The organism is Microcoleus pseudofavosus SVA1_A4 (assembly GCF_036700565.1).
Lineage (GTDB): Bacteria > Cyanobacteriota > Cyanobacteriia > Cyanobacteriales > Microcoleaceae > Microcoleus.
Map to the genome: position 1 here is coordinate 13,189 of NZ_JAUBPE010000044.1, position 22,578 is coordinate 35,766.

General features: G+C 45.1%; 31 protein-coding genes. 16 read left to right on the top strand and 15 right to left on the bottom strand.

The annotated features are described in order from the left end of the window. Positions 1–42 precede the first annotated feature (42 nt). On the top strand, positions 43–1,725 hold the full coding sequence (locus QUA02_RS19015) for a SulP family inorganic anion transporter (protein WP_333029879.1): 1,683 nt from the start codon (positions 43–45) through the stop codon (positions 1,723–1,725). A 160-nt stretch (positions 1,726–1,885) separates the two neighbouring features. Beyond that, positions 1,886–2,173 carry a thioredoxin family protein gene (locus QUA02_RS19020; RefSeq protein ID WP_333029881.1) on the top strand — a complete coding sequence of 96 codons (288 nt, stop codon included), beginning with the start codon at positions 1,886–1,888 and terminating at the stop codon, positions 2,171–2,173. Positions 2,174–2,366: 193 nt separating this feature from the next. On the opposite strand, the gene QUA02_RS19025 is transcribed toward QUA02_RS19020, so the two are convergent. Further along, positions 2,367–2,912 carry a gamma carbonic anhydrase family protein gene (locus QUA02_RS19025; protein WP_333029883.1) on the bottom strand — a complete coding sequence of 182 codons (546 nt, stop codon included), beginning with the start codon at positions 2,910–2,912 and terminating at the stop codon, positions 2,367–2,369. Positions 2,913–3,018: 106 nt separating this feature from the next. Here QUA02_RS19025 and QUA02_RS19030 point away from each other — a divergent pair, with 106 nt between their 5' ends. From QUA02_RS19030 to QUA02_RS19045, 4 genes are all read left to right on the top strand, one after another. After that, positions 3,019–3,528 (top strand): TIGR02652 family protein, encoded by a 510-nt coding sequence (locus QUA02_RS19030; RefSeq protein WP_332985363.1) that lies wholly within the window; start codon positions 3,019–3,021, stop codon positions 3,526–3,528. A gap of 217 nt (positions 3,529–3,745) precedes the next feature. Then, positions 3,746–4,180 carry a VOC family protein gene (locus QUA02_RS19035; RefSeq protein ID WP_333029885.1) on the top strand — a complete coding sequence of 145 codons (435 nt, stop codon included), beginning with the start codon at positions 3,746–3,748 and terminating at the stop codon, positions 4,178–4,180. Positions 4,181–4,393: 213 nt separating this feature from the next. After that, a complete protein-coding gene (locus QUA02_RS19040; protein ID WP_333029888.1) occupies positions 4,394–6,391 on the top strand; it encodes a heavy metal translocating P-type ATPase in 1,998 nt (665 codons plus the stop codon). 196 nt (positions 6,392–6,587) lie between these two features. Next, on the top strand, positions 6,588–7,892 hold the full coding sequence (locus tag QUA02_RS19045) for an Nramp family divalent metal transporter (RefSeq protein WP_333029889.1): 1,305 nt from the start codon (positions 6,588–6,590) through the stop codon (positions 7,890–7,892). A gap of 250 nt (positions 7,893–8,142) precedes the next feature. Here QUA02_RS19045 and ctpB read toward each other — a convergent pair whose 3' ends face one another. Beyond that, positions 8,143–9,462 carry a carboxyl-terminal processing protease CtpB gene (gene ctpB, locus QUA02_RS19050; RefSeq protein ID WP_333029891.1) on the bottom strand — a complete coding sequence of 440 codons (1,320 nt, stop codon included), beginning with the start codon at positions 9,460–9,462 and terminating at the stop codon, positions 8,143–8,145. A 188-nt stretch (positions 9,463–9,650) separates the two neighbouring features. Between ctpB and QUA02_RS19055 the strand changes: the two genes are divergently transcribed. Next, positions 9,651–10,490 (top strand): hypothetical protein, encoded by an 840-nt coding sequence (locus tag QUA02_RS19055; RefSeq protein WP_333029894.1) that lies wholly within the window; start codon positions 9,651–9,653, stop codon positions 10,488–10,490. A 54-nt stretch (positions 10,491–10,544) separates the two neighbouring features. On the opposite strand, the gene QUA02_RS19060 is transcribed toward QUA02_RS19055, so the two are convergent. Then, positions 10,545–11,114 (bottom strand): pseudouridine synthase, encoded by a 570-nt coding sequence (locus tag QUA02_RS19060; RefSeq protein WP_333029896.1) that lies wholly within the window; start codon positions 11,112–11,114, stop codon positions 10,545–10,547. 267 nt (positions 11,115–11,381) lie between these two features. Between QUA02_RS19060 and wecB the strand changes: the two genes are divergently transcribed. Further along, on the top strand, positions 11,382–12,512 hold the full coding sequence (gene wecB, locus QUA02_RS19065) for a non-hydrolyzing UDP-N-acetylglucosamine 2-epimerase (RefSeq protein WP_333029898.1): 1,131 nt from the start codon (positions 11,382–11,384) through the stop codon (positions 12,510–12,512). A 43-nt stretch (positions 12,513–12,555) separates the two neighbouring features. Here wecB and QUA02_RS19070 read toward each other — a convergent pair whose 3' ends face one another. After that, complete coding sequence (locus tag QUA02_RS19070) at positions 12,556–14,520, bottom strand: sensor histidine kinase (RefSeq protein WP_333029900.1); 1,965 nt, start codon at positions 14,518–14,520, stop codon at positions 12,556–12,558. A gap of 5 nt (positions 14,521–14,525) precedes the next feature. Next, positions 14,526–15,410, bottom strand: coding sequence for a substrate-binding domain-containing protein (locus QUA02_RS19075; RefSeq protein ID WP_333029903.1), 885 nt, complete (start codon positions 15,408–15,410; stop codon positions 14,526–14,528). A 184-nt stretch (positions 15,411–15,594) separates the two neighbouring features. Between QUA02_RS19075 and QUA02_RS19080 the strand changes: the two genes are divergently transcribed. Next, positions 15,595–15,726 carry a hypothetical protein gene (locus tag QUA02_RS19080; RefSeq protein ID WP_333029906.1) on the top strand — a complete coding sequence of 44 codons (132 nt, stop codon included), beginning with the start codon at positions 15,595–15,597 and terminating at the stop codon, positions 15,724–15,726. Positions 15,727–15,990: 264 nt separating this feature from the next. Here QUA02_RS19080 and QUA02_RS19085 read toward each other — a convergent pair whose 3' ends face one another. Both QUA02_RS19085 and QUA02_RS19090 read right to left on the bottom strand, forming a co-directional pair. After that, positions 15,991–16,512, bottom strand: coding sequence for a thioredoxin domain-containing protein (locus QUA02_RS19085; RefSeq protein ID WP_333029908.1), 522 nt, complete (start codon positions 16,510–16,512; stop codon positions 15,991–15,993). An 8-nt stretch (positions 16,513–16,520) separates the two neighbouring features. Further along, positions 16,521–17,018, bottom strand: coding sequence for a TIGR00725 family protein (locus tag QUA02_RS19090; RefSeq protein WP_333029909.1), 498 nt, complete (start codon positions 17,016–17,018; stop codon positions 16,521–16,523). Between the two features lie 141 nt (positions 17,019–17,159). Between QUA02_RS19090 and QUA02_RS19095 the strand changes: the two genes are divergently transcribed. From QUA02_RS19095 to QUA02_RS19110, 4 genes are all read left to right on the top strand, one after another. After that, positions 17,160–17,396, top strand: a complete 237-nt coding sequence (locus tag QUA02_RS19095) for a hypothetical protein (protein ID WP_333029910.1) — start codon at positions 17,160–17,162, stop codon at positions 17,394–17,396. Continuing rightward, on the top strand, positions 17,381–17,743 hold the full coding sequence (locus QUA02_RS19100; RefSeq protein ID WP_333029911.1) for a type II toxin-antitoxin system PemK/MazF family toxin: 363 nt from the start codon (positions 17,381–17,383) through the stop codon (positions 17,741–17,743). Before QUA02_RS19095 ends, QUA02_RS19100 begins: the two co-directional genes overlap by 16 nt. Before the next feature lie 165 nt (positions 17,744–17,908). Continuing rightward, on the top strand, positions 17,909–18,118 hold the full coding sequence (locus QUA02_RS19105) for a toxin-antitoxin system, antitoxin component, Xre family protein (RefSeq protein ID WP_333029912.1): 210 nt from the start codon (positions 17,909–17,911) through the stop codon (positions 18,116–18,118). Then, positions 18,105–18,449, top strand: a complete 345-nt coding sequence (locus QUA02_RS19110; protein ID WP_333029913.1) for a type II toxin-antitoxin system PemK/MazF family toxin — start codon at positions 18,105–18,107, stop codon at positions 18,447–18,449. Before QUA02_RS19105 ends, QUA02_RS19110 begins: the two co-directional genes overlap by 14 nt. 213 nt (positions 18,450–18,662) lie before the next feature. On the opposite strand, the gene QUA02_RS19115 is transcribed toward QUA02_RS19110, so the two are convergent. The 4 genes from QUA02_RS19115 to QUA02_RS19130 form a co-directional block, all read right to left on the bottom strand. After that, complete coding sequence (locus tag QUA02_RS19115) at positions 18,663–19,088, bottom strand: hypothetical protein (RefSeq protein ID WP_333029914.1); 426 nt, start codon at positions 19,086–19,088, stop codon at positions 18,663–18,665. Between the two features lie 20 nt (positions 19,089–19,108). Further along, positions 19,109–19,429, bottom strand: coding sequence for a hypothetical protein (locus tag QUA02_RS19120; protein WP_333029915.1), 321 nt, complete (start codon positions 19,427–19,429; stop codon positions 19,109–19,111). 145 nt (positions 19,430–19,574) lie between these two features. Continuing rightward, on the bottom strand, positions 19,575–19,919 hold the full coding sequence (locus QUA02_RS19125; RefSeq protein ID WP_333029916.1) for a DUF5615 family PIN-like protein: 345 nt from the start codon (positions 19,917–19,919) through the stop codon (positions 19,575–19,577). Further along, positions 19,919–20,170 (bottom strand): DUF433 domain-containing protein, encoded by a 252-nt coding sequence (locus QUA02_RS19130; RefSeq protein ID WP_193971080.1) that lies wholly within the window; start codon positions 20,168–20,170, stop codon positions 19,919–19,921. The genes QUA02_RS19125 and QUA02_RS19130 overlap by 1 nt, the downstream gene beginning before the upstream one ends. Positions 20,171–20,403: 233 nt before the next feature. Between QUA02_RS19130 and QUA02_RS19135 the strand changes: the two genes are divergently transcribed. Then, on the top strand, positions 20,404–20,667 hold the full coding sequence (locus QUA02_RS19135; protein WP_333029917.1) for a type II toxin-antitoxin system ParD family antitoxin: 264 nt from the start codon (positions 20,404–20,406) through the stop codon (positions 20,665–20,667). Next, positions 20,664–20,990, top strand: a complete 327-nt coding sequence (locus tag QUA02_RS19140) for a type II toxin-antitoxin system RelE/ParE family toxin (RefSeq protein ID WP_333029918.1) — start codon at positions 20,664–20,666, stop codon at positions 20,988–20,990. Before QUA02_RS19135 ends, QUA02_RS19140 begins: the two co-directional genes overlap by 4 nt. 151 nt (positions 20,991–21,141) lie before the next feature. Here the strand turns inward: QUA02_RS19140 and QUA02_RS19145 are convergent, their stop codons facing one another. Continuing rightward, positions 21,142–21,387 carry a hypothetical protein gene (locus QUA02_RS19145; RefSeq protein ID WP_333029920.1) on the bottom strand — a complete coding sequence of 82 codons (246 nt, stop codon included), beginning with the start codon at positions 21,385–21,387 and terminating at the stop codon, positions 21,142–21,144. After that, positions 21,384–21,752 carry a GIY-YIG nuclease family protein gene (locus QUA02_RS19150; RefSeq protein ID WP_332985543.1) on the bottom strand — a complete coding sequence of 123 codons (369 nt, stop codon included), beginning with the start codon at positions 21,750–21,752 and terminating at the stop codon, positions 21,384–21,386. The genes QUA02_RS19145 and QUA02_RS19150 overlap by 4 nt, the downstream gene beginning before the upstream one ends. Positions 21,753–21,781: 29 nt before the next feature. On the opposite strand from QUA02_RS19150, the gene QUA02_RS19155 reads away from it, so the two are divergent. Beyond that, positions 21,782–21,979 (top strand): hypothetical protein, encoded by a 198-nt coding sequence (locus tag QUA02_RS19155; protein ID WP_333029921.1) that lies wholly within the window; start codon positions 21,782–21,784, stop codon positions 21,977–21,979. A gap of 20 nt (positions 21,980–21,999) precedes the next feature. On the opposite strand, the gene QUA02_RS19160 is transcribed toward QUA02_RS19155, so the two are convergent. Both QUA02_RS19160 and QUA02_RS19165 read right to left on the bottom strand, forming a co-directional pair. Further along, positions 22,000–22,362 carry a type II toxin-antitoxin system PemK/MazF family toxin gene (locus QUA02_RS19160; RefSeq protein ID WP_333029922.1) on the bottom strand — a complete coding sequence of 121 codons (363 nt, stop codon included), beginning with the start codon at positions 22,360–22,362 and terminating at the stop codon, positions 22,000–22,002. Beyond that, positions 22,320–22,541, bottom strand: a complete 222-nt coding sequence (locus QUA02_RS19165) for a DUF8778 family protein (protein WP_333029924.1) — start codon at positions 22,539–22,541, stop codon at positions 22,320–22,322. Before QUA02_RS19165 ends, QUA02_RS19160 begins: the two co-directional genes overlap by 43 nt. Positions 22,542–22,578: the final 37 nt, after the last annotated feature.

The window sequence follows — 22,578 nt, forward strand, 5'->3', positions numbered from 1 at the left end:
AGATATAGAAATTCAAAGACATCAGGAGATTTTTGGAACTAAATGACAGTAGCAAACAGTTTCATGGGTGGTCTGCGGTTTTGGTTCGATCGCACCTTTGCTCATTGGCGAGGTGATTTGACTGGTGGGCTGACTGCTGCCGTGGTTGCCCTTCCTCTGGCCTTGGCGTTTGCTGTGGCCAGTGGCGTCGAACCTAAAGCCGGACTCTACACGGCAATTGTGGCGGGCATCGTGGCGGCGGTATTTGGTGGTTCCCCGGTGCAGATTACAGGGCCCACGGGAGCGATGGCGGTAGTCCTGATTGGGATTGTCACCCAATATGGTATCGAGAAGGTGTGGATTGCCGGGGTAATGGCAGGAATTATTCAAGTTGCCCTGGGCGTCGCCAAACTAGGTAGACTGGTCAAGTTTATTCCCTATCCAGTCACAGCAGGTTTTACCAACGGCATCGCTGTGATTATTTTTTGCGGACAATTGAATAATTTCTTTGGGTTGCAGTTGCCCCGTAGTGAACATTTTTTACCGGGCATCTGGCAAACCCTTACCCATTGGGAAGGATTAAACCTAGAGGCAGTCGGGTTGGCAACTGTGGTGATTCTGACCAAGCTATTTTGGACAAGGATTACGACTGCCATACCGGGTTCATTGGTAGGGTTGGTGCTGGCAACGGCGATCGCCTCTTTCTTTCACCTCGATGTTCCCACCATTGGTTCTATCCCACAATCGTTGCCGATGCCCCAAGGGATTCCCCACGCTAATGATTTTAGGGTGATCCGAGAATTGATTAATCCGGCATTAGCTTTAGCCGCATTGGGCAGTATTGAATCGCTGCTATCTGCTGTGGTTGCCGATGGTATGACTGTTAGCGAGAAACACAACAGCGATCGCGAACTGATTGGTCAGGGCTTAGCAAACATTGTGGTTCCATTCTTTGGCGGTATTCCAGCAACGGGAGCGATCGCCCGTACAGCAGTGAATGTGCGATCGGGTGGCAAAACCCGGTTGTCTGGAGTCATTCACGGGGTTGCACTGGCAATCATCGTTTTGACATTAGCACCTTTAGCCGCTCAAGTTCCCCTGGCAGCATTGGCAGGAATTTTGATGGTGACGAGTGTGCGGATGATTGAGTGGGAAGCGATCGGCTTACTGATGCGGGCAACCTACTCTGACTTCGCCGTCATGATGCTCACTTGGATGGTCACCATTCTGTTTGATTTGGTGCTGGCGGTGGAGGTCGGGCTAATTGCTGCTGGGGCGTTATTCATTAAGCGGATGAGCGAGCTCAATTTGGCGAAAATCCCCGAAACAGAAGCCTTTCCGCCCGGTGTACCCCTTGAATTGAGCAAACAAATTGCCGTTTATCGGGTTGATGGGCCTGTATTTTTTGGGGCAGCAGAGCGGTTTGTTACCTTCCTGCGGGATGAACCTGAAGTGAAGTATCTAATTTTGCGGATGCGGTTTGTACCCAATATGGACACTACTGGACTCGTGGCATTGGAAGACATCTATCGCGATTTGAAACGACATGACTGTCGCCTCCTTTTGACTGGCTTACAACCTGAAGTTCAAAACTTGTTAGAACGCACCAGATTGCTGGACAAAATTGGTAAAGAAAACTGTTTCGAGACAACTGATGCAGCAATTTGCACGTTAACTCCAACGGCAATCAATTGTCCTCTCTCTCCTCCATCAGTTAGTCAGTCTGAAGAACTGATTAAACGCTGAAAATGCCACTGCTCCTAGTTTCATCTTTTGTATCTACCGTCAAAGGGAACTCTTCACCAACCGTTCAACCGATGAAACTAGGAGCAACAATTCAGCAACTATTGTCATCGTTAAATTGCGATTATAAACTTCCGCCATGTCTGTTTGGAGAAACTTACTAATGCATACATTTGACATTGAAATTATTGGCACTCATCACGAAAATTGTCATTTTCTCGAAGACAATGTTTTAACGGCGATCGCTAAACTGGGCATCACCGCAAAAGTTAACTGCATTGCAGATATTGAAGAAGTGAAACGACTAAGACTGCGCTGTACTCCAGCTTTAGTGATTGATGGCAGGGTTGTGAGTCAAGGGCGGCAGGTTTCATCAAAAAAAATCCAATCCTTCCTTCTGGAATTGACTCATTTGTCCGATGGTGGAGATTTTTTGAGTCGAATGTTTTAGGAGATGAAGTATCTGATACGTGAAAAAGTGCTACAATTTTTTCTAGACCCTTACCGATCGCTTAAAACCAGCGCTTTTTCAGCGCGGAAGTTGTCACAATATCGATTGAGGAATGTTTCAAAGGTGAGGATTTTTTGCGCGGTGTAAGCCATTGGAAACTAATAGTTTTTTGCTAAAAATCTTATTGTATCAACTAATCAAATCCCAAATCAGAACCTTTCCCCGCGTGTACCAAAGCCAACTTTTCGTAACGTTTAGCGTGTTCCACCAACTCCGCAGCTTCTTCCTCAGAGACATCCCGGAGGCGCTTGGCAGGCACTCCCGCAACTAGCGTGTGAGGGGGAACGTCTTTGGTGACAACAGCCCCTGCACCGACGATAGAGCCTGTTCCTACCCTGACTCCATCGAGGACGATCGCCCCAATCCCGATCAAACAACCCCGTTCAATGTAAGCTGAGTGAATCACGGCTCGGTGTCCGACTGTCACGAAATCTTCCAAAACAGTCGGTTTCCCCGGATCGCCGTGCAGAATTGCTCCATCTTGGATATTGGTAGTTGAGCCGATCGCAATTCGCTCTACATCCCCCCGCACCACCGCCCCGTACCAGATACTAGCGCCCGCAGCCACCTCTACCCTGCCGATGACAACAGCGCCTTGGGCCACAAAAGCAGCTTGGGAGAGATCCGGCAAGGGCCAATAGGAAGGAATTGCAGGCAGAGGTTTGTGGAGATTGCTCATTTGTTGGTCGATCGTTATACTTCTAGCAGATTAACTGACTGTTGATACGCGATATAATAAGACTATTTGGCACTTTTGCAGAGAAAATATGTTGGGACGCAAATAAATGATTGAAGTTGCCTTGCAATACCCGATGTTTGGCCCGGAAATTCAGTGTCCCCACTGTCGCCAAACAATTCCGGCTCTAACGCTCACGGATACCTATTTGTGTCCGCGTCACGGGGCTTTTGAGGCAGATCCAAAAACGGGCGATTTAGTTCACCTTCAGTCTGGGCGGCACTGGCGCCGCTGGGAGGATGAATGGTATCGCCAGCACACCCACCCGGACGGGATTCGGTTTGAAATTCACGAAGCGCTCGATCGACTTTATACTCAAGGCTACCGAGCAACTCGCGTGATCGTTGCTCAACGCTATCGGGACTTAATCAGCGCTTATTTGGAACGCAGCACGCCTTGGCGGGGTCAGTCGGAATCGCCGCGGCCGAGGCTGTACGGTTTGCCTGTGGATTTTAGCCCCGAGCCCCAGGAGGAACCTTGCTGGGAAGTGATTAATTTTGATTTGGAAAAAGAGCCGGGAGTTCCGATTAGATATCCCTATTTTAGGTTGTTTGAATAGTCCGTTGTCCGTTGTCCGTTGACAGTTGTCCGTTGACAGTTGACAGTTGGCAGTTGTCATTAGGAAATTAACAGACTAAATTTATTCCTGAGTCTGGAATTATCAGTAATAAGTAAATAAAGTAACTAATGATTAACAAATCATAAGGCCGATTAATAACAACTATCAACTGACAACTATCAACTGACAACTATCAACTGCCAACTGACAAAATCAAATGCACCACGCCTCGATTCGCACTGCTAATATTCACCGGGCGATCGCCTTTTACGAACAGTTGGGATTTACTGTCAGCGATCGCTTTACCACAGGTTACACCCTAGCCTGTTGGATGGAAGGTCTCAACGGACGCATCGAACTAATTCAAATCCCGGAACCAAAACCCGCACCGGATGCTTTCGGAGACGAGCATTATGTTGGATATTATCATTTATCTTTCGATTTAACTGAGGCGACAACTGACTTGCCTAGCTGGTTGCAGTCTCTGAAAGAGCGGTTTGAGGAAGCTGCTAAAGACCAACCAAACGAGTTTCAAGCTTTGAAAGTTTTGTTAGAACCGACTCAACAGGCGATCGGGCAAAATGTTTACGAAGTAGCTTTTATTGCCGATACAGACGGTTTGCCTTTAGAATTTATCCGACGGCTTAATTAATAACTAACCGCCGCTGATAATCGTTCTCTCTCTCAATCGTCAACTGAGAATAATTATTACTCTTAATACCTAGTAACCTTCCCTACCAACTTAACAATATTTTTCTCAAAAATAGCTAGATTTTGAATTCAAAATCTAGTACATTGTCTTTTTCCTATATAATATGAACATCTATTCATACTATCAGGCGTAAGCAAAAACCCAGGAAACACCATGCAAAAAGCCAAATCGAGCGATTCCGGCTGCTGTAGTCACGACGACCACCACGAACACAGCCATGAGAATCATAACCACGACGACCACGGCCACGACCACGGCCACGGCCACGACCACGGGAACGGAGATTTTAACCTGAAGCAAGAATTGATTCCTGTTATATCGGTTGTTCTACTATTTGTCGGCGGTTTAATTTTTGAAGAAAAACTGCACAACACGCCCTATTCTATAGGTGAATATCTGGTTTTCATCCCAGCCTATCTTTTAAGCGGATGGAATGTTTTAACCAGCGCCGGCCGCAACATTCTGCGAGGCCGAGTGTTTGATGAAAATTTCTTAATGACTGTAGCAACACTCGGCGCTGTCGCTATTCACAAACTCCCTGAAGCAGTCGGGGTGATGTTGTTTTTCAAAATCGGAGAACTTTTTCAAGAATTTGCGATCGGGCGATCGCGTCAATCGATCAAATCGCTTTTAGAAATTCGCCCAGATTATGCCAACCTCAAGGACAACGGCGACATCAAAAAAGTTTCGCCAGAAACCGTAGCTGTCGGCGATATCATCCTTGTCAAACCGGGAGAAAAAATTCCCTTAGACGGTGAAATTATCGACGGCAATTCTCAGATTGACACGTCTGCACTAACTGGAGAATCAGTACCTCGAACCGTGAAAGTTGGAGAAACAGTTTTAGCGGGAACAATTAACCAGACAGGAGTTCTCACAGTCAAAGTTACCAAAATCTTTGGCGAATCTTCAATCTCCCGAATTCTGGAATTAGTAGAAAATGCCAGAAGTAAAAAAGCTGAAACTGAGAAATTTATCACCAAATTTGCCAGTTACTACACGCCTTTTGTAGTATTTGCATCGCTAGCAGTGGCTTTAATTCCGCCTTTGTTGATTTCAGGAGCAACTAATGCAGACAGATTTTTGTGGGTTTACCGCGCCTTAGTCTTGTTAGTTATTTCCTGCCCTTGCGGATTGGTGATTAGCATTCCTCTGGGATACTTCGGGGGAATTGGCGGTGCAGCCAAGCGCGGTATTTTGGTTAAAGGCTCGACTTTTTTAGATACGCTGACAGCAGTCAAGACAGTTGTTTTGGACAAAACAGGAACTCTAACTAAAGGAGTTTTTAAAGTGGCACAAATAGTGCCTAGCAATGGTTTTTCCCAAACAGAGTTAATGGCAATAGCGGCTAAAATAGAATCTCAATCCAATCACCCAGTCGCAAAATCTATTCTGGAAGCTTACGGCGGAAAAATAGATTCATCGGATGTGAAAGATTACGAAGAAATAGCGGGACACGGCATCCGAGCAAAATTAAATAATCAAATTGTGCTTGCGGGAAATGACCGTTTGCTGCACCGAGAAAACATTTCTCATGATGTCTGCAATGCTGAAGGTACGATCGTGCATTTAGCAGTAGACAACCGCTACGCTGGGTATATTTTGATTGCTGACGAGCTTAAGGAAGACGCAGTACAGGCTATTCGCGACCTCAAGAAACTGGGTGTTGAGCGAATCGTGATGCTCACAGGAGATAATCAAGCTGTAGCCGATAGTGTTGCGAAAAAGCTCGGTTTAGATTCCTATTTAGCCGAGTTATTACCCGAAGGAAAAGTCGAGGCGATCGAAAAACTGATCGGTCAATCTAGAAAAGGCGATAAAATTGTCTTTGTCGGGGACGGAATTAATGATGCACCAGTGCTTGCTAGAGCTGATGTTGGCATAGCGATGGGGGGTTTGGGCTCGGATGCGGCGATCGAAACTGCCGATGTTGTAATTATGTCAGATGCACCGTCAAAGGTAGCTGAAGCCATGAAAATTGCCCGAAAAACTCACAATATTGTCTGGCAAAATATCATTTTTGCCATGTTAGTCAAAGGCATATTTATTGCTTTGGGTGCTTTTGGTTTAGCGACAATGTGGGAAGCAGTTTTTGCGGATGTTGGGGTGGCTTTAGCAGCTATTTTCAATGCAACTAGAGTTTTGAAATAGAGTATTCGCAGACAAGGGTGATTTTTGGCGATCGACCTAATCTTAGTCGATCGCGCGCACCTCGGTTCAATCTCAAAATATACACAACTTAATATATACGCTGACTCCGCCGGATTTTGAGCCATAGGACTGATGAAATTTAGCCGAATTTGTGAGATTATGAAAACAATATGAAAAGTGTTGAACGGTAAAACCAATGACTGACTCGGAAAATAGGCCTAGCTTGCCTGAAGTCCACCGCAGCATCCCCGTTCCCAACAGCAAAGGTTTCTGGCGTACGATGCTGGCTTACGCAGGGCCTGGATATTTGGTTTCAGTGGGTTACATGGACCCCGGAAACTGGGCGACTGACTTGGCGGGGGGAGCAAAGTTTGGCTATGCGCTATTAAGTGTGATTTTGCTATCTAATTTGATGGCAATTTTGCTGCAATCACTCTGCGTGCGTTTGGGAGTGGCAACGGGACGAGATTTGGCACAAGCTTGTCGAGATTATTTCAGTCCGCGAGTCAGTTTTTTGCTGTGGATACTTTGTGAAATTGCGATTTCTGCTTGCGATTTAGCTGAACTTGTTGGCAGTGCGATCGGACTGCAATTGCTATTTGGCATACCCTTAGTTTGGGGAGTGTGCATCACTGCGCTAGATGTGATAATGGTGTTATTTCTACAAGGGAAAGGCTTTCGTTATATAGAAGCTTTGGTAATTACGATTATTGCAATTATTGGCGGTTGTTTTATTGCCGAAATGATTTTTGCCAAACCAGATGCCGGAGGAGTTTTACTCGGTTATGTTCCGAAGCTAGAGATTTTGCAAAATCAGGGAATGCTTTATATTGCGGTTGGTATTTTGGGGGCAACTGTGATGCCGCACAATCTTTACTTGCATTCGTCGATCGTGCAAACTCGTGCTTGGCAAGAAACCTCCGATAAAAAATGGCAAGCAATTAAATTTAGCACAATTGATTCTACCGTAGCGCTGTCAATAGCTTTGTTTATTAATTCAGCAATTCTGATATTGTCTGCTGCAACATTTCACTTTTCGGGCTATCAAGAAGTAGCTGAAATTCAAGATGCTTACAAACTGCTTTCTCCGGTGCTGGGCGTGGGTTCTGCTAGTGCAATTTTTGCCTTTGCTTTATTGGCTTCGGGGCAGAACTCAACCTTGACTGCAACTCTAGCAGGACAGATTGTGATGGAAGGGTTTTTGAATTTTCGCCTGCGGCCTTGGTTGCGGCGGTTGCTGACTCGACTGGTGGCAATTGTACCAGCTTTGATCTCAATTATCCTTTTCGGTGAAGGCAGTACAACTAATTTGCTGGTTTTCAGTCAAGTGATTCTCAGTTTGCAATTACCCTTTGCGGTAATTCCCTTGGTAATGTTTACCTCAAACCGCCGCTTAATGGGAGAGTTTGTGAATCCATTTTGGCTGAAAGCAGTAGCTTGGTTAGTGGCTAGTATTATAGTAGGATTAAATAGTTGGCTGTTATTACAAACCATTTTCTAGCAATTGGCAATTTCGGCAACACAGCAACGGAGGACACGGCATTGCCGTTTCCCTACCCGAAAATAATCCATCGAAATCGATGAAAGATGTAACGATCGCCCGATTAATTGTAGGGAAACGGCACTGCCGTGTCCTGATTGTTGGTAATATCAATTTCGATGCCACCGGATTTGATATGATATCTACAAAAAAAAAACCCGCGCCGGCGGGTTTTGTTTTAAAGCTAATTGTAAATGAATGCCAATTTCAACTATTTCTGAGGAACAAGAGCCTCATTACCAGCAAGGGGACGGGCCGACGCAGCGCTAGTTTTCAAAAGTGCGATCGCCTGCGCGTAAACAGGATCGTCCTTAGTCGCAACCAGCGTCGGTTTGTTGGCTAATTTCAGCTTTTGTTCGTCTGTTACTTCGACTTTGACATCGGGAGTAACGCCCTTGTGGCTGATATCAGTACCGTTGGGAGTATAGTAGTGAGCGATCGTCACCGCCAATCCCGAACCGTCAGACAAAGAATGCACCGACTGCACTAAAGCTTTGCCAAAAGTTTGGCCGCCCATCACAGTTGCGCGCTTGTTGTCCTTCAGAGCACCAGCCAAAATCTCGCTAGCACTCGCGGAGTTGTCGTCCACCAGCACCACCAAAGGCTTGTCAGTAATCGCAGTGCGATTTGTCCGCATTTCCTGAGAATCTCCGGCTCGATCGACTGTGCGGACGATCGCCCCTGTATTCATCCACATCCGCGCGATATCAATGCTGACTCGCAGCAACCCGCCGGGATTGCCGCGCAAATCCAACACAAAAGCATCGACTTTCTGATCCGAGAGCTTTTTAATCGCCGACTGCATTTGTTCGCCCGCGTGGGAGCTAAACTCTTGCAAGCGGATGTAACCGACTTTCTCCCCGCCTTCATTCTTGAGGCTGTAGCGAACCGCTGCTACCTCAATTCTGGCCCTAGTCAGAGTGATGTCAAACTCGCTTTTGCCCTCACGAGCAATCCGCAGCGTGACTTTCGTGCCTTCAGCGCCCCGAATTATCTGAGCCGCATCCGCGACAGTCATGCCTTTGGTAGCTTTGCCGTCAATCACCAAAATCGTATCGCCCGCTTGAATCCCTGCCTTCAGGGCCGGGGAATTTTCCATCGGCTCGACTACCGTAATTGCTTTCGTTTTCTCGTCTTGTTCGAGCCTCATCCCCACCCCTGTCAGTTCCCCAGAGGTTTGATTCGTCAGCGCTTCGTACTGCTTCGGGTCCATGAAGCGCGTGTAGGGGTCGTTTAATTTCTCTAGGGCTTTGCGGAGGGCAGTGTAGGCAGCTTCGCGAGAGGTATAATTTTTGCTCAGCAAGTCTTGGCGAGTTACTTGCCAGTCAGTCTTGTTAAAGCTGCCATCAACATACTCTCGGTTCACAATTTGCCAAGCTTCGTCTAAGACAGCTTTGGGGCTATCTTGAAGCTCGGCGCGGACTGATTGACTCAGGCCGGGAACGAGTAAAGATATCGAAGCGGTTGTTGCCATCGCCCCACTGAACAGGGCTGCCTGTAACTTAGAAAAGCGTCTGCGGGCTTGATTCATTGAATTTTGCTCAATTAGATTTTTGATTTGAGATTTTAGATTGCTAAAAAATCTCAAACTACCATTTAAACTATGTTGTGGAGGCTCAACCATCCCTGTGAATAGTTTAACGAGCTTCACAGTCGATCGCCAAGCAATCATTACTCTATTTCAATAAACTTAATTTTAAACTTGGATTTAAATGTGCCGTGGAAGCTAAAATCGAACAATTTTCGCGTAAGTGGTTGAGCCTGCTCATTAATGGACTTATCGGTCTAGCAGCGCTGGCGGGGGTCGTTACCATGCAGTCGAGCGGGCAGTTGGGCGGGATGCCTCCAGTTGTTCCTACGGTGCAAAAGCCGCTCTCTGCAATTTCTGCTGCCAGTTTCAAGCAAGCCGCGCAGCAAGAAGCCCAGCAAGAAGCCCTGCGGCTGAAAATGCTCAAAACTATTCCTAGTTTTGGGTTTGATAATTTAATTGCAGATTGGACATTTCTCAAATTTTTGCAGTATTTTGGCGACGACGAAGCGCGAGAGGTGACGGGCTACAATTTGAGCCAAGATTATTTTGACATAGTTACGCGGCGCGACCCGCGATGGGCTGACATTTACCTGTTTCTTTCCACAGCTATTTCTTTTTATCAGGGAAAGCCTGAAACTGCTGTTAAGTTTATAGAGCGCGGTACTAGCGCCCTTTCGCCGCAAATTAATCCCCAAGCGTGGATAGTGTGGCGAACTAAAGGTCTTGATGAGTTGCTGCTGTTGGGGGATATTCCCGAGTCAATTAACTCTCACGAAATGGCCGCTGAGTGGGCGGAAAAAACCCCGGAAGGGTCGAAATTGGCGCCGATGTTTCGAGCAACTGCTGAGTATTTGCGCCGAGATCCCGACAGCGTGCCGGTGCGGTTTACTGCTTGGAGCACGGTTTATGCTCAAACAACTGATAAGTTGGTGCGAATGAGGGCGAAACAAGCTCTTGTCAAGTTGGGAGCTCAGGTGCAAAAAGATAAGAATGGAAAGGAGAGTTTTATTTTGCCGGCTCGAAAGTAGTTAACTGTTGACTGTTGACTGTTGACTGTTGACTGTAATTCCCCAATCTAAAATCTAAAATCTAAAATCAGCTTGAGTTAGTTCGCGCCATTCACCGGGTTTGAGACCTTCCAGACGCAAATGCCCGATCGCACTCCTGACCAGCCGCAGCGTCGGAAACCCTACTGCTGCGGTCATCCGGCGCACTTGGCGGTTGCGGCCTTCTGTGAGGGTCATTTCCAGCCAAGCTGTCGGTATGTTTTTGCGAAATCGAATCGGCGGTTCCCGGGGCGGCAAAGGTGGTTCTTCTAACAATAATTGCACTTTTGCCGATCGAGTCCGATAATCTTGAATTGTGACACCTGTCTGCAAACTGGCGATCGCACTTGCATCGGGAATTCGTTCCACTTGCACCCAGTAAGTGCGGGGATGAGCGAATTTCGGGTCACTGAGGCGGTGCTGCATTTGTCCGTCATCGGTTAGCAGCAACAAACCTTCACTATCGCGATCGAGCCTACCGACGGCATAAACATCAGGAATCGGAATATAATCTTTGAGAGTGCTGCGTTTAGCTTCCCCTGAGTAGTCAGTGAATTGAGTTAAAACATCATAGGGTTTGTAAAATAAAATGTACCGATAGGGCATAACAAATTAACGATTAAAAATCTACGATTTGGTTTTAATATTAACTAAATAGGTATCAACGGAGATATTGCATCATTGTCAATTACCTATTTAGGAACAGGCAAGATGCCTGTTTCACAATAAAATTGAGTTTTTGTGGAACGGGCATCTTGCCCGTTCTTAAGAATGGTGAAAGATGTGAGGATAAACTGATATCCTGCACCAAGGCCAAAAACAGGCAAGATGCCTGTTCCAAGAAATATGAATCAACTTACATCTAATTTTACCATGCCCGAAGCCACACACCGCGTTTGCATCGTTTTAGGAACTCGCCCGGAAGCGATTAAACTAGCCCCAGTAATTCAACTGTTCAAAAGTTCGCCAACCTTTGACACCCAAGTAATTTTAACCGGTCAGCACCGAGAAATGGTCGAGCAAGTAATGCGAATGTTCGATCTAAAAGCCGATCGCGATTTAGCAATTATGCAGCACCAGCAAACCCTGACAGATATTACCTCCCGCAGTTTGCAGGGTTTAGAAGATTTGTTTAAAGAGTTGCAGCCCCAAATCGTGTTAGTTCAGGGCGATACAACCACAGCTTTTGCCGCTGCTTTGGCTGCATTTTACCAGAAAATACCCGTAGGTCACGTAGAAGCCGGATTGCGGACAGACGACGTGTTCAATCCCTATCCCGAAGAGGCTAACAGGCGGTTGATATCTCAGCTCACACGGCTGCATTTTGCCCCGACAGCGCTGGCTGAAGATAATTTAGGGCGATCGGGCGTTTTGGGAGGAATTCACCTGACAGGCAACACAGTCATCGACGCTTTGCTGTCAGTAGCCAAACGCGAACCAGAATGCAACATTCCCAATTTAGATTGGAGCAAATATCGCACTATCTTAGCAACAGTTCACCGCCGCGAAAATTGGGGCGAACCCTTACAAGGAATTGCTCACGCATTTCTCCAAATCTTAGATAAATTTCCCGACACAGCTTTACTGCTACCCCTGCACCGAAATCCCACTGTTAGAGAACCTTTGCAAGCTCTTTTGGGCGACCATCCAAGAGTATTTTTAACAGAACCTTTAGATTACGCAGAATTAGTAGGAGCGATTCAGAGATGTCATTTAATTTTAACAGATTCCGGCGGTCTGCAAGAAGAAGCACCTAGTTTGGGAAAGCCTGTTTTAGTATTGCGAGAAACCACAGAAAGACCAGAAGCAATTTCCGCCGGAACCGCTAAACTTGTCGGTACAAATTCTGATACAATTACCGCAGCCGCCGCAGAATTGCTCAGTGATTCTACAGCTTACGACGCAATGGCAATGGCCATTAATCCCTTTGGAGACGGTTTAGCAGCCTCGCGGATTTTGAAAATTGTTGAAGAGTATTTTAGTGAGAAGACAGTTGTCAATTGACGGTTGACGGTTGACAGTGAGTCGAAAAACTGAAAACCGATTCTCAAGTATTTGTTGGCTGAGTCCGATCTATGGGAATCTCAATCACAAACTTCGTGCCTTCGCCCAGGGTGGAATCACACCAGAGTTTTCCTCCATGCTTTTCCTTCACCACCTGATAGCTAATGGATAAGCCTAATCCTGTCCCCTTGCCTACGGGTTTAGTAGTGAAGAAGGGATCGAATAGGCGCAATCGCGCTTTCTCTGGAATACCTGTACCGTTATCGGCGATCGCAATCTGCACCCACTGTTCTTTTGTTTTGGTAGTCTTAATCCAAATCCGATTCGGTTGGTCAACCATATCCTGAAAACTACGTCCTTCATTGCTCTCTTCCAAAGCATCGATCGCATTTGATAGCAAGTTCATAAACACCTGATTGAGTTGACCTGCATAGCATTCTACCAACGGTAACTCGCCATATTGTCTGACTACTTCAATGGTTGGGCGTTCTGGCTTGGCTTGAAGGCGATGTTCTAAAATCATCAAAGTGTCATCAATGCCTTCATGGAGATCGACAGGCTTGAATTCCGCGTGATCCAGACGAGAAAAGCTACGCAACGAAACCACAATGTCCCGAATGCGAGCGCTGCCCACTTTCATCGACTTAAGAATCTTAGTGAGATCCTCTTTTAGGAAGTTTAGATCCACATCCTCTAGGTCATCTTGAAGTGATGGGGACGGGTTGGGATAGTTTATTTTATAGGCATCTAGTAATCGCAGTAAGTCATGGATGTGATTGTTGAGATGAGACAGGTTGCCGTAGATAAAGCTGACCGGGTTGTTGATTTCGTGCGCTATCCCTGCCACCATTTGCCCCAGTGCCGACATTTTTTCGTGATGCACCATCTGACTCTGGGTGCGGTGCAGTTCTTCAAGGGTACTCTCTAGTTGTTGCACCTGTTGGTTCAGTTGCCGATCGCGAGCTATAAGCTGCTCCGCCATACTGTTAAATCCCTGAGCTAAAAGCCCCACTTCATCCTGACTATCAACCCGAATACCAATGGCTAAATTGCCTGCGGCTAATTGCTGGGTTGCCTTAGTCAATCCTTGAATGCGACGGCTCAGAGCTTGAGTCATACGGAAACCTCCGATCGTCACAACTGCGATCAGGACACTTCCCAATAGACCAAAGCCACCCACCACAAACCACAACTGCTGTTCTGCTTGCTCCATTTCCTTGGCAGAATGCAGTACAGCAATTTTGAGAGTTGCCCCATCGAAACCTTGTAGCTCGATTGTTTTGATCATGTATGCTTCGCCGGCAATCCCGATCTTAGTGGGCAACGCCTCTGGCTGGGGAAATTGCCAAGACCGATCGCGCGGAAGTGGCAAAGTAGCAGCCGTCACCCTCTCGCCGTCAACAGCCACCAAATGTATGGATGTGTCGCCGCGAATCGACTGGAGCGCTGTGTCGTCAATGGCTAATCCCGCAACCAAACCAGCTAGCATCTTTTGAGATGATTTGATTGATATTAACCCAATCATGGAAGATGGAGCCGGGTTTTCTGCCAGGAGAACTCCCGATAACTCTAGTCCGGTTCGGGCGGCACGGTTCACAGAGGCATCCTGCAATGTCGCCTGTCTTATTGCTCCCAACTGTGAAGACACTAAGACTTGACCATCAGCGTCAACTATTCTGATCAAATCCAGTTTAAAACCAGCTTGGATTGGTAATACAGTCCGCAGTAATAAAGCGCGATCGCCCGCAGCTACTGCTCTGATGACATCATTATCCTCACTCACCGAACGGGCTTTCAAACTTAGTGATTCTTGCCTTTGCTTTAGAGTTTCCTGCAGCATACTAGCCAGATCCACGATCTCCTTTCGCGCCATCTGTTCTAAATTGTTTCTAGCAAAATAACCAAAACCCAAGGTTCCGACAGTCCATAGACTCAAAAATGCCAACAACAGAGGCGATAACAACTTGACGGAAACGGGTAACCGCGCGTATCTGGATTGGATGGCCACAGCTCTTAATCCTTGGCGGATTGGGTCACGGAAATAAAGCCAGACTCCTCTATCGCGTTGATTCCTGGCGGACTAGAGATGTATTGAATTAGCGCTTGAGTAGCCTCGGTCGGGTTTTTGTGCCAGAGAATTGAAATTGTCCGAACCATCGGATACTTGCCCGCTTTGACATTTTCTGGTGTTGGTTCAACCCCGTTGAGGCTGAGGCGGTTGACAGGTAGTTTATTGGAAATGGCGTGAGCTAGGGAAAAGGTACCGATGCTGTAAGGAGTGCTTTGAATTGCGTCGATCAATTCCCCTTCTTTCCGAAATACAATTGCTGCTGGTGAATTCTTCAAATCTGTTCCTAGGTAATGTTGGCGCAGGAGCCGCTTGGCAGATTCATCTTCTGGGCGATCGAGCAGTACAATTTTAGCATCGGTTCCTCCGAGTTCCTTCCAGTTGGTGATGCTGCCACTATAAATGCCTTTGAGGTCTTCAGTCGTGAGGTTTTTCACCCCTGTGACGCTGGGATGAGTGGCAACTAAAAGGGCATCCTGGGCAACCTCACGAGACTCTAAGGTGCCATCATTTTCTTCTGGCTTTAATTTTTTCGAGATTACACCTATATCGACGAATGTCTGTTTAATCCCATCAATTATATTTTCGGACTGCCCCGGTTCTAGCTGGGTAATTTTGACGTTTTTTGCGGTAGCTTCGTAGTTGGTTTGCAGCACCTTAATCAGACCCAACGTGCTGCTTGATCCCCCAACTTTGAGCGAGGTTTGGGTTTGCGTTGCCGCAGTCGTGGGCGCTGTTGTCGTGGCGGCACTGCTGGTCGTCGTACTGCAACTGGGAAGACATAGGAGGGCGATCGCACTTAAAGCTACGCTAAGTAAATTCTGTTTCATGTTCAAATTCCTACGATCCTACGCTATTAAAGATGATTTGGGTACTCAAAAATCGAGCTTTTCAGTATTTTATCGCGGTCGCAACTCGATCAATTGATTTTTGATTTTTGAGCGAGTTGCGAGTTGATATCTCGCGGTTGATTTCACCCCTACTAAATTGTATGCTACATAATTAAAATTTGCAATGAGTCGAGCGCAATGTTTTGTCATGGTGTTTGATAGGATTAGCCACCGCATGATAGTTATGATAGATGCGATCGCAGAGAATGCAGCCCGATCGATTATTACTGTTACAGGTTTATCTGGAAGCTTTTAAGCTGCCGCGCATTTAAATTGTATATTCAGGGCGGGCGGGACGCCCACTCCACAAGAGTTTGATTGTTTTTTAACATACAATTTAAATGCAGAACAGCTTATCCTGACTAATTTATCTTGATTGCCAGTTACAGATGAGTATTTTTTTGTTGAGATTCATAGATTGATTTGCGATCGAGGTAAAACGGCGAAAATCCGAAATCATTTGATTTAGGTGAGTTTCGGTGCTGTCGCTAAGAATGTTTGCCTTTTCAGTTAGATATTTTTAAGGAGAGGGAACTTGTGGCTGAAAATTGCTGCTGCCTTTATAACCGGATAAAATAGCAAGTTTTTCCAAAGATTGCCTGCCCGTGTAATATTTCCCTCGAATTTCCCAGGTGGGATAAGCTTTAATATTGGCAGCTTTGCACAAATCCGGTTGAGCATCTTTGCCTCTGGGATCGCACTCAATGTAAGTAATTGCGGTAAATGCTTCTTTGCCAAAAAGTTCTTGTTGCGTGTGACAGTGAGGACACCAGTAAGCACCGTACATTCTAGCTTTGATGGTCTGCAAATGGGTTGCTAAACCTATTTGATCGGGCACGGATTCGCTGCGAATAGGTGGCGCTTCTTGTTCGGTAACAGGCTGGGCGGAAGGGGGAGGAGGAGGGAGGGTTTGTGCTAATTTAGGAGTGGATTTGTTGCTGAAACTGAACTGTGCAATTCCTCCGTCTGCTTTGGTACTGCCGAAAATGCCCAAAGTCAGGAAAATTGCGATCGCACAAAAGTTGAATTTACTTAGTCTCATCTGGGATTTCATCTTGGATTTACTAGGATTTCGCGAGCTTGATTCATAGCCTCTACAGCATTGTTTACCACAAAAATGTTAAATTGTGCTAAATTTTTAAAGAAAAGTTGACTTTCGGCGCTGTGATTTAACAAGATAACTTGTTTGTTAGCTTTCAGAGCGAGGGCGATTTCCGAAGCCGTCCCCGTGCCCGTACCGCAAGCAATTATTACATCTGAAGAAAGAATGTTAATATTATTTCTGGCGTTTCCCATATCGGTGACAATGGCAATATCTACAGCTTCAGAAATGCCGCGAGTGTCATTTCCCGGAAGGATGCCGACTGTTAAACCGTTAGCTGATTTTGCTCCTTTGTTGGCGGCATCCATGACGCCGACATTTCTACCGCCAGTTAGCAATATCCATCCTGCTTCGGCGATGAGTTGTCCGAGTTGATAGGCGTTTTCTAAGTCTGTTGGTGTGGCACTATCGCCCGGGCCCATGATGCCAACGATGATTTTTTTCATAGTTTTGGGGTGAATAGGGTGTTATTAATACTTGCTATTTTTTTTGCACTATCTACGAATGTATGTTATCATATAAATAGTGGCTTCATAAAAACAGCTTTTGACACAACTAACTTCCCGAACCTTCCTAGTATTTTTACTATGAAAGAGCAAACATTTAAACTAGATGAATCTCAGATAAAATTTTTAGAACTCTGTCAAAACTATGGATTTAAAGATCCTAGTGAATTGGTTAGAATAGCGATTCAACGGTTGAAATTAGCGTTAGAAACCGAGCAGTTGAAAGAATCGGCGATGCTCTATGCGGAAGTCTATGCAGAAGAGACAGAGTTACAGGAATTGGCGGAATTAGGTTTAGAAGAATGGCCGAAGGAATAAAACTGAAACGGGGGCTAATTATTGAAGTCAATCTAGACCCTACTAGGGGTTCGGAAACTGGAAAAATTAGACCTTGCATTATTGTGACTAACAATACTTATAATGAGAGAGTTCCCATAATTCAGGTGGTTCCAATTACTGCTTGGAGTGAAAAAAAAGCCAAGATTAGGAGTAATGTGGAGATTGAACCTTCAGAAGCAAATAGATTAACAAAAAAATCTCTTGCAGATTGTTTGCAAACGCGCCCTATAGATTATTTTTCTCGCTTGGTGGATATCCGAGGTGAAGTTGAGCCAGAGGTTTTACTAAAAATCGATCTAGCTCTCAGAATTGTGTTTGCTTTGTAATTTTCAAGCTTTTTAAAGAAGAAATAATCAAGAGTTATGAGGCGATCGCTCTTTTCGGTACTTATTAACTTAGTGCTAAGGGTTGTTTGACTAATTGTTCGATAACTAGCGATTGACGAAATATCAAATATATGCTACTTTTTAATTAAAAAAGTGGGAGATAATATGAGTGTCGCCCAAAACCCTGAAACAAAGCTGATGGAAAAAATCCGCAGTTTACCGCCAGATAAAATCACGGTATTAGAAGATTTTATCGACTTCCTATTAACGCGAAGTGAAGCTCGTCAGCTCGTTTATGCTGCGACTAAACTCTCAGAATCAGCTTTTGCTAAAATTTGGGATAACCCAGAGGACGCGGAGTATGACGAGTTATAATTTTGGTGATGTGGTTTTAGTTCCGTTTCCTTTTACCGATCAAACTACCAATAAAAAACGTCCAGCAGTGGTGATTAGTTCTGACGTTTATAATACAGAATATCCCGCTCGCATTCTTATGGGTATAACAAGTCAAGTTAGCAGTAGTCCGAAAGTCGGTGATATTATCATCACAGATTGGCGATCGGCTGGGCTTTTAAAACCTTCTATGATTAAGCCAGTTATTACGACAATTGAAAAAAAACCGATTCTCAAAAAATTGGGAAGGCTTCAAGATGTAGATATTCAGTCTTTGAAAGAGGGATTGATTGGAATTATAGGGGAGAAATGAGCGATCTACTTTCTGAATTGTCCTGAGAAAGGGCGATCGCTCTTCCCCATTTTCCGAAAAATAGGGGTCATGCTGCTTCCAATTGTAACCAACGTTCTACTCGTTCGTATTCATCCTCTAACAGCCAGAGTTTAGCTTCTCTACCCATAATTCTGTGAATTCCCAGTTATCGGCTAGGTTTAGTTCTGGGGATGACATGGTATTTATCTCCTTTTATGAACTGAGTGCTAAGGGTTGTTTGACTAATTGTTCGATAACTAGCGATCGACAAAGAGCTTCAATTTTGTTATTTCCACCCATTTCAAAGAACAGATGCACCCACTCATTAGGAGAAAGGGATAGAGTTTCCAACCAAGGAGAGGGAGTAACTTGCCCCCAGCCGATGATTGTGCCGAGGTTTGTAGGCTTTCGATCTAACTCATCAGGATTTGGGTTGATTTGTACGTCAAGTCGAATGCAGGTTTTGAGGATAATGTTTAAAAATTGGTCTGTCGTAGCAACTCCAGGAGTAGAATTAGTTGGATTTAGTTGCCAATAGTAGTTGAGATTGAGGACATAATCATAGGGAAATTGCCACCCCATCGATAGCAATTCTGATTCGGTAAAATCGTATTGTTGCCAAATTTGTTGAAAGTTCATAATCTGACGAATAAATGGGATTAAGGGAGCAGAATAAAGTGGGTGTCTCCACGACTTCCGGGTTTTCCTGATGTGTTTAGGGGTTGTTCTGCGGGTGCGCCTCCTCCTGGGCCATTGTAAACACGAACATAGGATGAACCATCAGGTTGAGTCATAATTCTGACACTGTATTGAGTGTTTGGGCTTGTCCAAATTGTACCTGCACCGCTTTTTGAACCACCTCTAGCTGGAGTAGATATCCGACCGGAAGCAGTAAGTTCTGTTTCGAGGGTAGTTTTATCGATTCCACTGACAAGCAAATTGAGAACATCTGTGACAGTTAGGATGTTACCTGATGACATAGTTCGGGGAAGTTTGGTTTTGGATGAGGATTGGTAGAAGCGATCGCCCTTTTGATTATAAAACGGGCGATCGCCCTTCTGAATTATCCTTAGAAAGGGCGATCGCTCTTTTCGGATAGTTGATAAAGGGCGACAGGGATCTCCCTCAAGGACTAATGGAAACAACATCCCCAGCATCATTAATGCGAACTGCCGAACCTGCTGGCAGCGACGATATCATAGTGCTAACTTGTCTCATTAAAGGTACTAGATGGTCGGGCCTCGTACTGCTAGAATCTAACACCACAATTGTAATAACACGACTTGCAAGATTTTGTTGATAGGGAAGATTTTTATCAGCAGTGATAAAAACATCAAAAGGATGATTCTCCGATCTCTCCAGAATTTCCCTATCTTTTAGGCCTCTCCACCCCATGTCATAAACATTGCTGATTGAATGACCCTCGTCTAAAAAAGGTTGCTTGAGTTTTTGACTAAGCGAGATTTTCATCAAGCAGTATAAGCATTTGAATGATTTTCTAGCGAGAGCATCATTTTAGTTAGATTTTCTAGCACTTTAATTGCCTGACTTTCTAGGTAAGGAAAATCATTAATAAATTCTGCGAAACCGCTTTCACCTTCGAGGTAGTCGAAAAAAGTCTTTAAGGGGACGCGGCTGCCCACAAATACGGGGACACCGCTCATAATTTCTGGATCGCGGTGAATAATTCCTTTTCTTTGCAGTAATTCTTCTATTTTCACGGGCTTTACTCCTTTATATTAAAAGAAGTGGGCAAGTCTAGCTGTAACTGATGGGTAATTATATCATAAATTTAGCAGAAGAGATCGCCCTTCTGAATTATCCTAAGAAATGGCGATCGCTCTTCCCAATTTCTTATTAAAAAATTACTGGTTGTGAGACTTGACAAAAGATGGCAAAATCTGCCATATTAAAAATAACTAGTTAAATGAGGTAAGTAATACCCGTGACAAGCATGAATATTTCTCTACCTGACTCAATGCGAACTTATATAGAAGCACAGGTAGCTCAAGGTGGTTACAGTACAGCTAGCGAGTATTTTCGTGAGTTAATTCGCCAAGACCAAAAACGTAAAGCTTCAGAACGTTTGGAAGCGATGTTATTAGAGGGTTTGGAATCGGGAAATCCTACGGCGATGACTGAGGAAAATTGGATGGAGATTCGTCAAGCTGTGCGATCGCGTATTTCCCAGAATCAGGGGTTGCACGAAGAAAAATGACCTCCCTCCAAAAACGTCCGCAAGTTATCCGTGACTTGATTGAATTAGCCACTTACATTGCGGAAGATAACATGGATGCTTCCGATCGCTTTCTTGTCGCGGCGGAAGAAACCTTTAAACAATTGGCCCAAATCCCAAAAATGGGAAAGCTCTGTCAATTTGCTCATCCTAATTTAATCGATGTGCGACAACAAGCTATTAAAGGTTTTAGAAGATATCTAATTTTCTACCGTCTTATAGGCTCAGAGGTAGAAATTTTGCGCGTGATTCACGGGACACGGGACATCGAAGATATCTTTGATAATGTTGATGAGAATGAATAAATCTTTACTTTTTAGGTCGGAAGTTGAAGAGCGATCGCCCTTCTGAATTATTAGAAAGGGCGATCGCTCTTTTTTAACCGCAGATGGACGCAGATTAACGCGGATGCAAGAAGGGCGATCGCTCTTTTGATTAATGATGGGCGATCGCACCCTATTTCTTTTGGGGAAATTCTACCAATTCTGATTCCTTAAGACGTTGCGATAATAGGCAATCTTCAAAGCTGAAAGCTTCTGAGTCTAGAAAACTAGCAATTGCCATTTCGATCGCAGCTTCCATAGAACATTCTAGCTGCGTAGCTTTTTCCATCAAAGCGACTTTCACATAGTCAGGTAAATAAGTCATCAGCGAATGAATAGCTTCTGGTGGTAAGTGTTGGATCTTGAGAGTCTGAGTCATTGTTCTCTGGGAATTTTAACGTTGTAGGGAGGATTTGTAGCTTGAAGTATGAGGGTTTCTAATTCATATAATAACCCTGGTTTTTGCCATTGGTTGAGGGTAACAAAAGCGATCCTTACATCATCTGGATCGTAGCGATCGAGCCAGCCCCAGAGGAAGGCTTTGTGACCACCTCGCAGTCGATCGCGGAGGTTCTTGGCTTTGCCGATGTAGAGTAATCCTTGAATGCGATGTCGAAAGGCGTACAAACCAACTCTAGCAGGAATTGTGTCGAAGTCGTGGCTGAGGGGATGGCACCGATCGAAGGGGGTAAAGGCAAGATTATCAAGAATTTGGCGGGCTTCTTGCTGGATGGGGTTGGTCATGGAAATTGCCAGATGCAAGCGGTTATTCCATGCTACAAGTAGAAGCGATCGCTCTTTCAATGAACCGCAAAAAAGCCATCGCGAATTCATTCCAAATAGCGATCGCCTTTTTGAGTCTGTCTGAGAAAGGGCGATCGCTCTTTTTTTACCGCAGATGGACGCAGATTAACGCGGATGTAATAAGGGCGATCGCTCTTTTGATAAATTATGGGCGATCGCCTTTCTGAATTATTAGAAAGCGATCTCGCTATAATTCCAGATAGCGCTGCAAAATCTCTTGAATTTGGGAAAATAGCTCGGATTCCAATTGGCCGACTTGTTGTACTAATCTCGTTTTGTCGAAAGTCATGGGATCGACACAGACTAGCAAACTATCTGCATCTAAACCATTTTGTGGGGATGCGGGTACTAAGATCGCAGCAGCAGAAATCCGAGGATCGTGAGGACGAGCTGAGGTAAATGGCAAAACAGTAACTTTGCTGCGCCGCTCGTTGAACAGCGTACCAGAAATGACTAAGGCAGGCCGCGTTTTGCGTATTTCTGTGCCTACTGACGGATCGAATCTAGCTATCCAGATGCTTCCCAGTCGGTAATCGCTTGAGCTTGCCATTCGTCATCCCATCCTAAATCTAATTCGTCAATTAGCTTGCAAGCTTCTGCTAAAGCTTGGTTTTCTTGTTGTTTTCGCCATTGTTTTAAGAGAGATTCTATCAAAGCACTGGGGTTGGGCGCTTTTTGATTGACGTATGTGAGTAAGTCATCTGGCAAGCTGATAGAGATGTCGCTCATTGGCTAATCAGAATAGTTTTTTGTAATTATTTTAGCA